At 61.1% G+C, this 12,932-nt stretch carries 13 protein-coding genes; all 13 read left to right on the top strand.

Going from position 1 to position 12,932, the window contains the following annotated elements:
• The first annotated feature begins 189 nt into the window (after positions 1-189).
• Positions 190-1,407, top strand: a complete 1,218-nt coding sequence (locus OJJ21_RS04685) for a type II secretion system F family protein (RefSeq protein WP_297683634.1) — start codon at positions 190-192, stop codon at positions 1,405-1,407.
• A gap of 11 nt (positions 1,408-1,418) precedes the next feature.
• A complete protein-coding gene (locus tag OJJ21_RS04680) occupies positions 1,419-1,841 on the top strand; it encodes a type II secretion system protein GspG (RefSeq protein ID WP_297683632.1) in 423 nt (140 codons plus the stop codon).
• Between the two features lie 96 nt (positions 1,842-1,937).
• Positions 1,938-2,399 carry a GspH/FimT family pseudopilin gene (locus tag OJJ21_RS04675; protein ID WP_297683630.1) on the top strand — a complete coding sequence of 154 codons (462 nt, stop codon included), beginning with the start codon at positions 1,938-1,940 and terminating at the stop codon, positions 2,397-2,399.
• Positions 2,396-3,028: a prepilin-type N-terminal cleavage/methylation domain-containing protein gene (locus OJJ21_RS04670; protein ID WP_297683628.1), complete on the top strand. Its 633-nt coding sequence runs from the start codon at positions 2,396-2,398 to the stop codon at positions 3,026-3,028. Before OJJ21_RS04675 ends, OJJ21_RS04670 begins: the two co-directional genes overlap by 4 nt.
• 2 nt (positions 3,029-3,030) lie before the next feature.
• Positions 3,031-3,756 (top strand): prepilin-type N-terminal cleavage/methylation domain-containing protein, encoded by a 726-nt coding sequence (locus tag OJJ21_RS04665; protein ID WP_297683637.1) that lies wholly within the window; start codon positions 3,031-3,033, stop codon positions 3,754-3,756.
• Positions 3,753-4,694 carry a type II secretion system protein GspK gene (locus OJJ21_RS04660; RefSeq protein WP_297683626.1) on the top strand — a complete coding sequence of 314 codons (942 nt, stop codon included), beginning with the start codon at positions 3,753-3,755 and terminating at the stop codon, positions 4,692-4,694. The genes OJJ21_RS04665 and OJJ21_RS04660 overlap by 4 nt, the downstream gene beginning before the upstream one ends.
• A gap of 29 nt (positions 4,695-4,723) precedes the next feature.
• Positions 4,724-5,935: a PilN domain-containing protein gene (locus tag OJJ21_RS04655; protein ID WP_297683624.1), complete on the top strand. Its 1,212-nt coding sequence runs from the start codon at positions 4,724-4,726 to the stop codon at positions 5,933-5,935.
• On the top strand, positions 5,922-6,536 hold the full coding sequence (gspM, locus tag OJJ21_RS04650; RefSeq protein WP_297683621.1) for a type II secretion system protein GspM: 615 nt from the start codon (positions 5,922-5,924) through the stop codon (positions 6,534-6,536). The genes OJJ21_RS04655 and gspM overlap by 14 nt, the downstream gene beginning before the upstream one ends.
• 2 nt (positions 6,537-6,538) lie before the next feature.
• On the top strand, positions 6,539-7,252 hold the full coding sequence (locus OJJ21_RS04645; protein ID WP_297683619.1) for a hypothetical protein: 714 nt from the start codon (positions 6,539-6,541) through the stop codon (positions 7,250-7,252).
• Positions 7,253-7,256: 4 nt separating this feature from the next.
• A complete protein-coding gene (gene gspD, locus OJJ21_RS04640) occupies positions 7,257-9,560 on the top strand; it encodes a type II secretion system secretin GspD (protein WP_297683617.1) in 2,304 nt (767 codons plus the stop codon).
• An 11-nt stretch (positions 9,561-9,571) separates the two neighbouring features.
• Complete coding sequence (locus OJJ21_RS04635; protein WP_297683615.1) at positions 9,572-10,057, top strand: hypothetical protein; 486 nt, start codon at positions 9,572-9,574, stop codon at positions 10,055-10,057.
• A gap of 243 nt (positions 10,058-10,300) precedes the next feature.
• Positions 10,301-11,893, top strand: coding sequence for a hypothetical protein (locus OJJ21_RS04630; RefSeq protein WP_297683613.1), 1,593 nt, complete (start codon positions 10,301-10,303; stop codon positions 11,891-11,893).
• Between the two features lie 130 nt (positions 11,894-12,023).
• Positions 12,024-12,932, top strand: a 909-nt coding sequence (locus OJJ21_RS04625; RefSeq protein ID WP_297683611.1) for a hypothetical protein, incomplete at its 3' end; no start/stop codon positions are given.

Raw genomic sequence — 12,932 nt, 5'->3', positions numbered from 1 at the left:
TTTATAATAACACTTTTTTTTGTTTTTTTTATTTGTTTTTTTTTAATCCATAATCCCCCCCCGCCCCGCGCCCACCCCCCCAATCCAAACATAAAACCCCAAACCCGAATCCCTGCCCCAAAGCCAATCTCGAATCCCGACTTTCAACAGCCTAACGGCTGGTCATCTCCAATCCCGGCTTTCAAGCCCATGACCCTCTTCCATTACAAGGCCGTCACGCCATCCGGGGAAACGCTGGAAGGACAGATGGACGTGGCTTCGGCGGACGAAGTCATCATGAAGCTGCAGGATGCCGGCAATATCCCGCTGGATGTGCGCGATGCCGACAGCGTCGAATCCGGGGGCCTGCTCGCCGCACTGATGAAGCGACCGACGCTGAGCGAAGCGCAGATCGTGCAGTTCACCCAGCAATTGGCGACCTTGCTGGGCGCCGGACAGCCGCTCGATCGCGCCTTGCAGATCCTGCTCGACCTGCCGGAAAGCGAAAAGGCCAGGAATCTCCTCGAACGCGTGCGCGATCTGGTGCGCGGGGGTACCACGCTCTCGGATGCGCTGGAAGCCGAGCGCGGCACGTTCTCGCGCCTGTATGTGAACATGGTGCGCGCCGGCGAGGCGGGTGGATCGCTGGAAGACACCTTGCGTCGCCTGGCCGATTACCTGGAACGTTCGCGCGCACTCAAGTCGAGCGTGATCAACGCCTTGATCTACCCGGCCTTCCTCGTCGGCATGGTGCTGGTGTCGCTGTTCGTCCTCCTCGTCGTTGTCGTGCCGCAGTTCGAGCAGATGTTTGCCGACATGGATGTCGAGCTGCCGCTGCTGACGCGCATCGTCGTCGGCGTCGGCTCGACCTTGCAGAGTTTCTGGTGGCTGATGCTGGCCGCCCTGGTTTTCTTCATCGCCTGGTTCCGACGCAAGCTGGCCGATCCGGTCAGCCGCCTGAATATCGACGAACGCCTGCTGCGCGTGCGCATTGCCGGTGAACTGGTGCGCAAACTGGAGACCGCGCGCCTCTCGCGCACCCTCGGAACCCTGCTCAAGAATGGCGTGCCCCTGCTCGGCGCGCTGAATGTCGCCCGCAATGTGATGGGAAACTCCTTCCTTGCCGTTGCTGTCGAAAAGGCCAGCGAAGAGGTCAAGACCGGCAGCGGTCTCGGCTTCGCCCTGGCGCAATCAAAGCAATTTCCAAAACTTGCCCTGCAGATGATCAGCGTCGGCGAGGAATCCGGCGAACTCGACACCATGCTGCTGAAGGTGGCCGACACCTTCGACATCGAGGTGCGCAACACGCTGGAACGCCTGCTGGCCGCGCTGGTGCCGGCAACCACCGTGGTGATGACCGTGGTGGTCGCCATCATCATGATGGCGATCATCCTGCCCATTCTGAAACTGACCAGTTCGATTCAATGAGGAACACGATCATGAAGACCCGAAACCCGCGCAACCTGCGCCCGCTGCCGCGTACTGCCGGCTTCACCCTGATGGAAATGATCGCCGTGATCGTTCTCCTCGGCATCGTCATCACCATCGTTGGCGGCGGCATGATGAACACCTTTGGTGGCGGCAAATGGAAAGCTGGCACGATCCAGGTGAAGAAGCTGGCCGGCTCGGTCGAGCAGTACCAGATGGCCGTCGGTTCCTACCCGAATTCGCTTGAGGATCTGACCAAGCGCGAGGGCCTCGGCCCGTATGCCAAGGACACCGACTTGAAGGATCCCTTTGGCCATCCGTTCGCGTACAAGAAGCCCGGCGATGCCGGCCGCGATTTCGACATCATCTTCCTCGGCAAGGACGGCAAGCCCGGCGGCGACAGCACGGACAAGGATTACGGGAGTTGGGAATAAGTGAGCCGGGATTCGGCATTCGGGATCAGGGATTCGAAAAAACGAGCATGCGCATGCTCGCGAGTCGCCTGCTTCTCAACGAATCCCGAATCCCGAATGCCGACTCCCCGCTCCTCAAGAGGCTTCACCCTGATCGAGATGATCGTGGTGATCGTCCTCATCGGCATCGTTGCCAGCGTCGTCACGTTCGCCTTCACCCGCACCCTGGCCGGCGCGCGCATCCAGGCGGCCAGCAATGATCTGGTCGCCGGCTTGCGCTATACGCGCGGTCAGGCCATCGTCAAGGGTGAGCAGAAGGTACTCATGCTCGATCTGGAAAAAAATACCTGGCTCGCGCCGGGCAAGGCCGAACGCGAACTGCCGAAGGACATGATCCTGCGCCTGACCACCGCGCAGCAGGAACTGACCAGCGAAAAGACCGGCGGCATCCGCTTCTTCCCGGACGGAAGTTCCACCGGCGGCAATATCGCCGTCGTGCTCGGCGAGCGCGAGTGGAAGATCAATGTCGGCTGGTTGACCGGCGAGGTCACCCTCGACAAGCCGGACAACGAGAAGTGACGAACTCCCTCGCGCTGGTGCGGTCTGTTCGGGGTATGCGCAACTTTCCCCGCCAGCCCAGCCGCGGTTTCACCCTGATCGAGATGATCGCGGCGTTCGTGATCTTCGCCATCGCCGTCGGCGCGTTGATGCAGATCCTGACCATGTCCATGAACGGTGCCAGGCGCTCGGCCGACGAGACGCGCGCCGCGCTGTGGGCGCAGTCGCTGCTCGACAATGTCGGCATCGGCGAGCGCATCGAGGCAGGCAGCAGCCATGGCGAGTTCGACCGGAAATACCGCTGGGACCTGCAGATCGAGCAGATCGACCCCGAGCTGGTGGTCGCCGAAGTCACCCAGAACTCTACCAACGCAGGCGGACCGGGTTCGGTTGCGGCGCAGCCGTCATTCGCGCCCGCGGCGGCAGCCGGGTTCGGCATGCCGCAGATTGATCTTTTCCATGTTGTATTGACGGTGACCTGGGGCGACAACGCGCACGAACGCCGGGCGGAGTTCTCGACGCTGCGCACGGCCAATTCGGATTCGCCGAACACCCAGGGATTTCCGGGTGCTGACATGCGTGGTGTGCAGCCGGGGATCGATGGCATGCGCCAAGGTCAGGCCGCGCCCGCGGAGCGGAGGCGCCGGTGAGGATGCGCATTCTTTCAGGTGCGCGCGGCTTCACCCTGATCGAGGTGATGCTGGCCATTCTCCTGCTGGCGGTGTTGCTGGCGGCGGCATTCGGTGGCATCCGCTCGGCGGTCAAGGGCATGCACTCTGGCGAAGAGCTCATGGATCGCACCAACCGCCTGCGCGTGGCCCAGGAGTTCATCCGTCATCAGGTCAGCCGCATCCTGCCGCTGCCGTTTGGCCAGGAAACCGGAACCGGCGAGAACCTGTTGTTCGAGGGCAAGCGCGACCTGATGCGCTTTGTCGCGCCGATGCCGGGTTATCTGTCGAATGGCGGCGCCTACGTGCAGACGCTGGAGCTGAGCAATACCCGCAACGGCCGGCAGTTGCTGTTCAATCACTGGATGTTGAACGGATTCGACAAGGACAAGTTGAACAAGGGCGACAGCGAGCCGGTGGTGCTCATGGATCAGATCGAGAGCGGCAAGTTCGAGTATCGGAAACTCGACGACCAGGGCGAGCTCGAGGACTGGTCGGACGACTGGGACGAACCGAATCTTTCCCCGGTGATGGTTCGCATTGAATTGAAGATGCGCAAGGAAGCCCTGGTTGGTTGGCCGGACATGGAGATCCCGCTGATGCTCGATGTCGGGGCCGCGCGCCAGTCCAACACCGTGCGCTTCGACGATATCCTGCCCAGGGAAGGCATGACCGTGCCGCCGAACAACGCCCCCGGATCGACACGATGAGGCCGGATTTCGCCAGCGCCAGGTTTGCACCTTGTCGTGCGCAGCGCCGGCCACGTGGTGTCGCCTTCGTGCTGGTCATGTGGGTGATTGCGATGCTGTCCATCCTGCTGGGCAGCTTCGCCTTGATCGCGCGTACTGAGAGCATGCAGTCGCGCCACCTGTTTGATACCACGACGGCACGCTATGCCGCCGAGGCCGGCATCAACCTTGCCGTGTACGGATTGAGCAAGTCCGATCCGACGCAGAAATGGGTCGCCGATGGCCGGCCATATTCCGTTGTCTTCGATGGGGTCGAGGTCGAGATTTCGCTGACCGATGATTCCGGCAAGATCGACATCAATGCCGCCGATCCGGTTTCCCTGAAGAGCCTGTTTGTCGGTGCCGGCGTCGAGGAGGCAAAAGCCGAGGAACTGGCGGACGCGATCCAGGATTGGCGTGATCCGGATGACCAGACCGGCCTGCATGGTGCCGAACGGGGCGACTATCGCGCCGCCGGTTTGCCCTACAGTCCGCGCAATGCGCCGTTCGAGACGCTTTCCGAAATCCAGCAGGTTTTCGGCATGGATTATTCGATTTATTCGAAGATCGAGCCGGCCATCACGATGTTCTCGGGGCGCAGCACGCCGAGTGCCGCCTATGCGCCAATGGAGGCGATGATGGCCATCCCCGGAATGACGCCGGATCTAGCCCGGCAGTTGATCCAGGAGCGCCAGCAACTGGCCCCGGGGATGCTGAATCAGGGCGGTTCCGGCCTGCTGCTGCCGGATGGTTCGCCGCTCATGGCGGACGGGGGAGGCCTCACGTATAGTGTCAAATCCCGTGCCAAGCTCCCCAATGGAGCCGGTACCGTGCTCGATGCGACCATCCGCATGGGCGGGATGAATTCGGCGGGGCGGCCCTTTGTGGTGCTTCGCTGGCGTGATGGTGAGAACGCGTAGTCATCGTGAAAGAAGCCCTGGACAGACAATTGGCACGTCTGCGGACGCGCCTTGCCAAGACCCCGCTGCCACGATTCTTTTCGTGGTGGGGAGCGGAACTGATCGCCTGTCTGCCGCCGCGCTGGCGACGGTTCTTCAGCGGCAACTCCGAAGCCTTGTTGCTGCAACCCACGGACGAGGCGATCCTCGTCTTGCGCGAGCATGAGAAGGCGATTTCCAGTTTTGGCCAGATCGCAACGGGCGCAAGCGCCGAGGAACAAGCCGCCGAGTTTCGCGCCATGCGCGCGCGCATCGAGAATCCGGGCCTGCGCACAGTGCTCTGTGTCCCTGAATCGCGTGCCTTGACGCGCGTGTTGACCCTGCCGGCCGCGGCCGAGGACAACCTGCGCCAGGTGCTCGGCTTCGAGATGGATCGGCAGACGCCATTCAAGGCCGACCAGGTTCATTTCGACAGCCGCATCGTCAGCCGGGATGCAGCCACGCGAAGCCTGCGCGTCGAGCTCACGGTGATCCCGCGCGGCGTGCTGGATCCGCAACTCGCGGCGATTGCCGGAGGTGCCATCGAGTTTGATGGCGTCGATGTGCGCAGCGAAGGTGTCGATGGCGTGCGCCGTGGCGTCAACCTGCTGCCGCCCGAGCGGCGCGCACGCCGGCGCGACATGCGCCTGCCGCTCAATCTCGGGCTTGCCGCGCTGATCCTGATCCTGCTCGTGTTCAACATGTCCGAGTCCCTGCACAACCGTGCACTGGCAGTCGAAACCATGCAGGCCGAGGTCGACAAGGCTGCTGTGGCCGCGCGTGAGGTGCTGGCGCTGAAGAAGACCCTGCAGGATTCCATCAATGGCGCCAATTTCCTCGCCGAAAGGAAACGCAATGGCCCGCTGCTGATCGCCTTGCTCGACGATCTTGCCTTCCGCCTCGATGACGACACCTATCTCGAGCGCCTCAGCGTCGAGAACAACCAGATCCAGTTGCAGGGACAGGCGAAGAATGCGGCAGGCTTGATCAGCGTGCTGACCGCATCGCCATTCCTGGCCAATCCGAAACTCGAAGGGCAGATCCAGCCAGATCCGCGTACCGGCAAGGATCGATTCACCATCGTCGCCGAACCCAAGGATGTGCCGGTCGATCAAATCATCACGCACGGGCATGCGAAACCGGCCGAGCCGGCTGCCGGCGATGTGAAGAATGAAGACGCCAAGCAAGGCGACGCCAGGGAGGCCAGCGATGGCACGCCTTGAGTTGCGTCCCAAGGATGGGCGGCCGCTGGCAGTGATCCTGCTGCTGATCGTCCTTCTTTCAATCTACCTGTTTGGCGTGCACTGGTGGTTTGTCGCGCCACATCTCGACTACTACACGCAGATGGCCGATTTGCGCGAGCAGCAGCAGCGTTATGCGCGGGTGATCGGCGAACGCCCGGCCATCGAGAAGAAGCTGGGTGAAGTGCGCGCCTATGAGCAGGGCAACCAGGCTTTCCTCGCCGAGGCCGATGCCAATGCGGCATCGGCCGGCCTGATCACGCGGTTGCGCCAGTCGCAGACCGACCAGTCCGACCCCAAGCGTTGTTCGGTGATCAATACCTCGCCGTTCACCGGTGGCCAGGACGAGCTGTACATGAAGGTCGTCGTGCAAGCGCGCTTGCGCTGCGATCTCGAATCGCTGGCGGCCATCCTCTATGACCTCGAAAATGGGAAACCTTATCTTTTCGTCGACGAGCTGATGATCTACAAGCAGCAGACCTATGTGCCACCGGGCGCCAAGCGCGTGGCCAGTCCGCTGGATGTGCGCTTCAACCTTTCCGGTTACCTGCGCCAGCCCGGCAAGCCGGCTGAGGCACCCTGAGCATGGATATCCGGACCGCCCGCATGTTCACCCTGGTGCTGGCCGCCATCTGCGGCCTGCTGGTGGTGACCGCCTTGATCCAGCTTGCCGGATACGGCCGCGGTTACGGCTGGCTGCCGCCTGATGCTGCGGATGAGGGGCTGCGGGTTGCGGAGGTCGACCAGACGCCGCTGAAGATTCCCCCCATGGCGAGCTTTGCCGAAGTCGAGAATCGTCCCCTGTTCAACGAGGATCGCAAGCCGACGCCGCTGGGCGACGATGCACCGGCAGTGGAAGGCCCGCCGCCGGTGGCGTTGAATGTCACGCTGACCGGCGTGATCATCGTGCGCGCGAGCGGCAACCGGCCGGAGCTGCGCATTGCCATGTTGCGTGACAACATGCGGAACGAATCGTTGACCTTGAAGGTCGGAATGCCCCTGAGTGGCGATCAGGCGGGCTGGACTCTGGAAGCGCTCGAGCCGCGCCTGGCGACGTTCAGGAATGCCAACGACGAGAAGGCCGAGATCGAATTGACCACCACCGCGGCGCCTGCGCGTGCACCGGCACCGCCAGCGGCCAACGCCAGACCCGCATCAGCAGCAGAGCCGCCGAAACAGGCCAACGAAGCCGCATCGGATCTGGCCAAGCGCATCGAGGAGCGGCGGCGACAAATGCGTGAAGAAGCCGAGCGCCTGCGTTCGCAGCGAGGCAACTCGCCCACTGGGCAAAAGAATTGACGGAGTGATCCACGTGACTTCAAGACTCATAAAAATCTCGGTCGCTCTGGCCCTCACGCTGCTGGCGGGCTGTTCGAGCGCGCCGATGAAAAGCGAAGGCGCGTCGCATGCGGGCGAGACGATCCCATTGACGGCCGAGAGCGTGGCGATCAGCCGCCAGCCTGTTGCCGACAAGGCGGCGAAAGCCACCGGTATCGATGTCGAGGTCAATGAGGACAAGAGCTTCGAACCGCCCAAACCCGAAATCCAGCTCGGTACCGGCAAGTTCATCGACGAGGCTGCCGCACGCCGGGTCGCGCCGCTGGCCAAGGGCGAAGGGCAGGTCGATTTCAATTTCGAGAACAATCCGATCCAGTCGGTGGTCAAGGCCATCCTTGGCGACCTCTTGCAGGAAAATTACACGATTGCGCCAAATGTCGGCGGCAATGTGTCGTTCTCGACATCCAAGCCGATCCGCGCCGACCAGGCCATGTCGGTGCTCGAAATGCTGCTGTCGTGGACCGGCAACACCCTGGTCTACAAGGATGGGCGCTACACGGTGCTGCAGATCAAGGATGCCTTGCCCGGCAACCTGACGCCGAAAATCGGCGCGCCGAACCTGGCCAATGGCTACGAGGTGCGGGTATTCCCGCTGCGCTACATCTCGCCGAGCGAGATGGCCAAGTTGCTCAAGCCCTACGCCAAGGCGGATGCGTTCATCAACATCGATACCGCGCGCAGCATGCTCGTCCTCGCGGGCACGGCGTCGGAGCTGACCAACTATGCGCAGACCATCGAGGTTTTCGATGTCGATTGGCTCAAGGGCATGTCGGTCGGCGTGTTCACCCTGCAGCGGGTCGAGGTGGGCACCTTGTTGCCCGAGCTGGAAAAAGTCTTTGGCGCGACTGGCGAATCGCCATTGGCCGGCATGTTCCGCTTCATTCCAATCGAACGCTCGAATGCGATCATCGCCATTACCGCGCAACCGGAATACCTGCGCCAGGCAGAGGAATGGCTGAAGCGGCTTGATCGTGCCGGCGATGAAAGCGCCACCCAGCTCTTTGTCTACGATGTCAAGAACATCAAATCGGTCGATCTGGCAGATTATCTCGGGCAGATCTTCCTCGGCAGTGCGAGCGGCGGCAGTACCCGCCGCACCGATACCTCGGGTGCCGTCGCCCCGGGCCTTGCCGCCGCTACCATTGGCGGTGCCGGGGCGGCAGGGACGGAAACAAGCGCGGGTCGCTCCGGTTCCGCGCGTTCGAGCCGTTTTGGCAGCCGTACCAGCAGCCAGCCCAAGTCGGGTGCCGCCACCGGCGCGGTGGCCGGTAACGGCGATTCGGACATCCGCATCACCGCCGTCGAGGAAAGCAACCAGCTCCTCATCATGGCCACGCCGGCTGAATGGGATTCGATGCAGGCGGCCATCCGCAAGCTCGATATCGCACCCTTGCAGGTGCATATCGAGACCAAGATCCTCGAAGTCACCCTGTCCGGCGATCTCAAGTTCGGCGTGAAATGGTGGTTCGCCGGCCTGAAGGGTGAGGGTTATGACGGCGCTTCATACACGAATCCGAATGATCCCAACGGCTATCCGATGCCCAACCGGCTGGATCGGCAGCGATCGTTGTTGGGTGCGGCTACCACGCCGGCAGCTTCTGGAAATTTCTTCTATTCCTATTTGAACAGCAAGTTTCAGGTAGCGCTGAGTGCGTTGCAAAGCAGCGGACAGGCCAAGATCCTGTCGGCCCCGTCGTTGATGGTCATGAACAACCAGGAAGCGCAGATCAACGTCGGTACACGGATTCCGGTGCAAACCCAGAGCATCATCGGCGTCGGTAGTCTGCAAAACAACGGAACCACGACAACCAACACCGGCATTGGACAAACCACCTACCTCGATACGGGCGTGATCCTGCAGGTTAAGCCGAGGGTCAATCCAGGCGGCCTGGTCTACATGGAGATTTCACAGGAAGTCAGCAAGCCCGGCCCGGCTGCCCCCGGCGAAAATCCTCCGATCAACACGCGTACGCTCGATTCGAGCATCGCGGTACAGAGCGGTCAGACCATCCTGCTTGGCGGGTTGATCTCGGAAGACGACCAGGATTCCGACGATGGCGTGCCTGGCCTGAGTCGGATACCCGTTCTCGGCAAGCTGTTCGGCAGCACGAGCAGAAGTCATCAGCGCACCGAGCTGATAGTGCTCATAACTCCCGAGGTTGTCAGCAATTCCGATGAAGCGCGCGAGATCACCGAGGAATACAAGCGCCAGTTCCAGAACCTGAACCCACTGCGTGGCGAGTCGCAGTCAACACCCCTGAAGCACTGAGGAGTCAATCCGTGAAACGAGTATCCATGCCGTCACTGGCAGTCTTGATTGCAGCAACCCTGTTTGCCGCAGGCTGCACCTCGAATACGGCCAAGCCCGACAAGGCGGATTCCGCTGCCGGCACGTCGGCTGTGGGTGCGGTACCCAACAAGGTCGTTCAGGAACGAGCCCTGCAACGCTGGGACTTGCTGATTGCCAACAAGACAGACAAGGCCTACGACTATCTGAGCCCCGGCTACAAGGCCACGGTGACGCGCGATGATTATGTCAAGGAAATGAAGGATCGCCCGATCAAGTGGAACAAGGTTCTGCCCTATCGAGAGACGTGCGACAAGCCGAAAACCTGTGTGGTTGACCTGCAGGTCGATATCGGGGTCAAGATGCCGGGGATAAGCCAGGTGGTTTCCAGTGTGGGATTCGTCTCGGAAACCTGGATCCTCAGCGGGGGCAAGTGGTATTTCCTGCCGCATGCCAATGATTTGACTGGCAGCAAGTAACGGTTGTGCGTATAGTTCCCGCGAGTGCGAGCCGGGGACTCGCTGCCCGCTGTAAACATCCCGGCTGGCAAAGGGGAGGCGGACAATGAAGAATTGTCCGCAAGGGATTGCACCGTGTGGAACCTTGCCGTACGATTGGTTCGCTGTTGCCTAACCCTGCCCTCTGAAAAGCGGGACAAAACTGCTGTTGGACAGAAGTTAGCCGTAAGCAAAAGCCCTGTGGTCAATTTAGGAGTGTCTGTAATGAAGCGAAATAGCTTGACGACCGCCGTCGTCGCCGGTATCGCCGGTACGGTGGGCATCGCGAACCTCGCGAGCGCAGTTAATCTGAACCCGGATGGTCTGGGTCAGGTTCTTCTTTACCCGTATTACACCGTCAACTCGAATGGCGTCGGTGACAATCTGCAAACCCTGTTCTCCGTGGTCAACACCACCGACCAGGGCAAGGCGATCAAGGTGCGTTTCATGGAAGGCTACAACAGCCGTGAAGTGCGCGACTTCCACGTCTACCTGTCGCCCTATGACGTCTGGACCGCAGCGCTGTTCAAGCTCCCGGACCAGGATCAAGCCAACCTGCTGACCGACGACAATTCCTGCACGGTTCCGGACATCAAGGGTTCGACCCTGCCGCCGTTGCAGCAGTTGCCGGACGGCCGCAGCTTCCTGCCGTTCACCAATGCCCTGTTCTCGGGTGCGAACGCCGATGGCGGTCCGACCGGTCTTGAGCGTACCCGCGAAGGCCATTTCGAGATCATCGAGATGGGCGTCGTCACGAATGCTACGGAAGGATCGCTCGATGCGATCACCCATATCGCCGGCGTGCCGGACAATTGTGGGCAGGTCATTGGTGCGTGGGTTGCGCAGCCCCCGGGCTACTGGATCCAGGATCGCAATACCGATATCGACCCGCCCACCGGTGGTCTGTTCGGTGCCGCCCTGCTGCTTGACGTCGCCAATGGTGTCAGCGCCGGCTACAACGCCGACGCCATCGAAGGCTTTGTCTCCAACGGCCAGGAAAACCTGCACGACCGTCCGGGTAACGTCCTCCCGTCGCTCGCCAACGTTGGTGCCTCCGATGCGCAGGTTACCGCCTATGTGTTCGACAATGGTCGCCTGATCCAGGCCACCTACGGCGGCGGTTTCGGTCGCAAGATCGATGCAGTCAGCGCCCTGTTCACCCATGACAACATCTTCAACGAGTATGTCCTGGGTGGTGGTGCCGCTGCGACGACGGATTGGGTGGTCACCTTCCCGACCAAGAACTTCTATGTCGACCGCCCCGCACCGGCTCTGGCTCCGTTCGCGGAAGTCTTCAAGGCTTATTCGGGCGCTGGCACGGGTGAGTCGAAGGTTCAGGTGGGTCTGTTCCCGTACGATCGTGAAGAAGGCAATCCGAGTGCCTGTACCGGTTCGGATAGCGACAACCCAAACTGCGGCGTCTGCTTCTCGCCGTGCGATCCGGGTGATTCCCCGATCCCGGTGCTGCGCTACGAAGCCCAGGTCATCTCGTTCCAGACGTCCGCCGACTTCACTGCAAACCGCACCTCGCCGGTGTTGGGATCGCAGTTGGCGTCGAACGTGGACGTGCGTGCCGACTCCCTCAACAACGGTTGGATGCGCATTGCATTGAACCCGACGTCGGAAGCGCATTTGTTGGAAGCGTCGTCGGAAGGCGAAGTGTTTGAAGGCCTGCCGGTTACCGGCTTCGCCATCACCAACTACGTCAATGCCAATGCCGCTCCGGGCAAACTGGCCAACTACTCGGGCCTGTGGCGTCACAAGGGTTCGCGTGCTTGCTCGGTTCCGGATCCGACCGCACCGCTGGCTTGTTCGTAATAGTGACCCAGGTCAGATTCAGTTGACCGGAAAGCCCCGCGCACGCGGGGCTTTCTTTTTTTTTAAGGTGCCAAGGTCTATCCTTTACGCCCTAGCTGTTCATTCCCCAGCGATTTGAGAGATCCAGCCAGTGATCGAGCCCAGAAAATATTCTCCAGTAGCCGTCGTCGCGCTTGCGATTGGTGCATTCCTGTTTTCCGCCACGGCCGTGAATGCCGCGGATTTCCAGGTGTTGGTGAAGCGAAACGGGAATACACAGTGCACGATGACCGGCTCGATGCTCAATATCGATCCGACCACTGGCAATGTTTCGATCGATCTCAGCGCGGATTTTCCCTGCGGCAGTTCTACTGGCTATCCTTTGCCAGTCACTGCAATTGCCGGAGCAGGCCTGAGCGTGACCGGGCAGACCACGGTGGGCGGCGGGACGACTGGTGCGGGCACGGTCAATCTTCAGCTCAATACCGGGCTGACTGAGGTGACCCCGGGCGTTACCTGTACACCGGATGGATTCACCGGCAGCAATGTTTCCATCATCTCAGGATGGTCCGCCAACCTGTGCGGCAATAGTTGCGGCGCGACAGTGACTCGCAATGTCGATGTTCAAAATACGTCGGCTACTCTGGACGGCAATATCACATTCAAGGCCAAGTGCACTTACCAGGATCAGACCGATGCCAATCTGAGCACTGTGCGCTCGAACATCAATTCCACGCCATCGGTGACGGTGCAGCATGGCACGGCACCGCCGGCAAATTATTGCCAGAGCGTGACCGAACTCAGCGATCCGAAGGGATTGACGGACGCAATGCGGCAGACATCAGGAATTGTCACCGGGGGTTTGTACCCTGGCAATATTTCCTTCATGAATTATGTCACCATGTTCGGCGTCAGTGCCAATACCTTTCCTACGGGTAGCGGGGACACGGCAGGTTATGGTTTCCCCGGCGACAATACGAGCACGATCGCAACCAACATATCGCGCGACAAATATATTTCGCTGCAGTTCCGTGCGCCGTCCAACACCATCTGGAACCTG

It is taken from the genome of Ferrovibrio sp. (assembly GCF_025869515.1).
In the GTDB taxonomy this organism is placed as follows: domain Bacteria; phylum Pseudomonadota; class Alphaproteobacteria; order Ferrovibrionales; family Ferrovibrionaceae; genus Ferrovibrio.
This window is presented reverse-complemented; position numbering and strand designations above follow the sequence as displayed.

Coding starts and splice junctions, on each gene's coding strand:
- OJJ21_RS04685 (WP_297683634.1), top strand. CDS start 190: ATGACCCTCTTCCATTACAAGGCCGTCACGCCATCCGGGGAAACGCTG.
- OJJ21_RS04680 (WP_297683632.1), top strand. CDS start 1,419: ATGAAGACCCGAAACCCGCGCAACCTGCGCCCGCTGCCGCGTACTGCC.
- OJJ21_RS04675 (WP_297683630.1), top strand. CDS start 1,938: ATGCCGACTCCCCGCTCCTCAAGAGGCTTCACCCTGATCGAGATGATC.
- OJJ21_RS04665 (WP_297683637.1), top strand. CDS start 3,031: ATGCGCATTCTTTCAGGTGCGCGCGGCTTCACCCTGATCGAGGTGATG.
- OJJ21_RS04660 (WP_297683626.1), top strand. CDS start 3,753: ATGAGGCCGGATTTCGCCAGCGCCAGGTTTGCACCTTGTCGTGCGCAG.
- gspM (WP_297683621.1), top strand. CDS start 5,922: ATGGCACGCCTTGAGTTGCGTCCCAAGGATGGGCGGCCGCTGGCAGTG.
- OJJ21_RS04645 (WP_297683619.1), top strand. CDS start 6,539: ATGGATATCCGGACCGCCCGCATGTTCACCCTGGTGCTGGCCGCCATC.
- OJJ21_RS04630 (WP_297683613.1), top strand. CDS start 10,301: ATGAAGCGAAATAGCTTGACGACCGCCGTCGTCGCCGGTATCGCCGGT.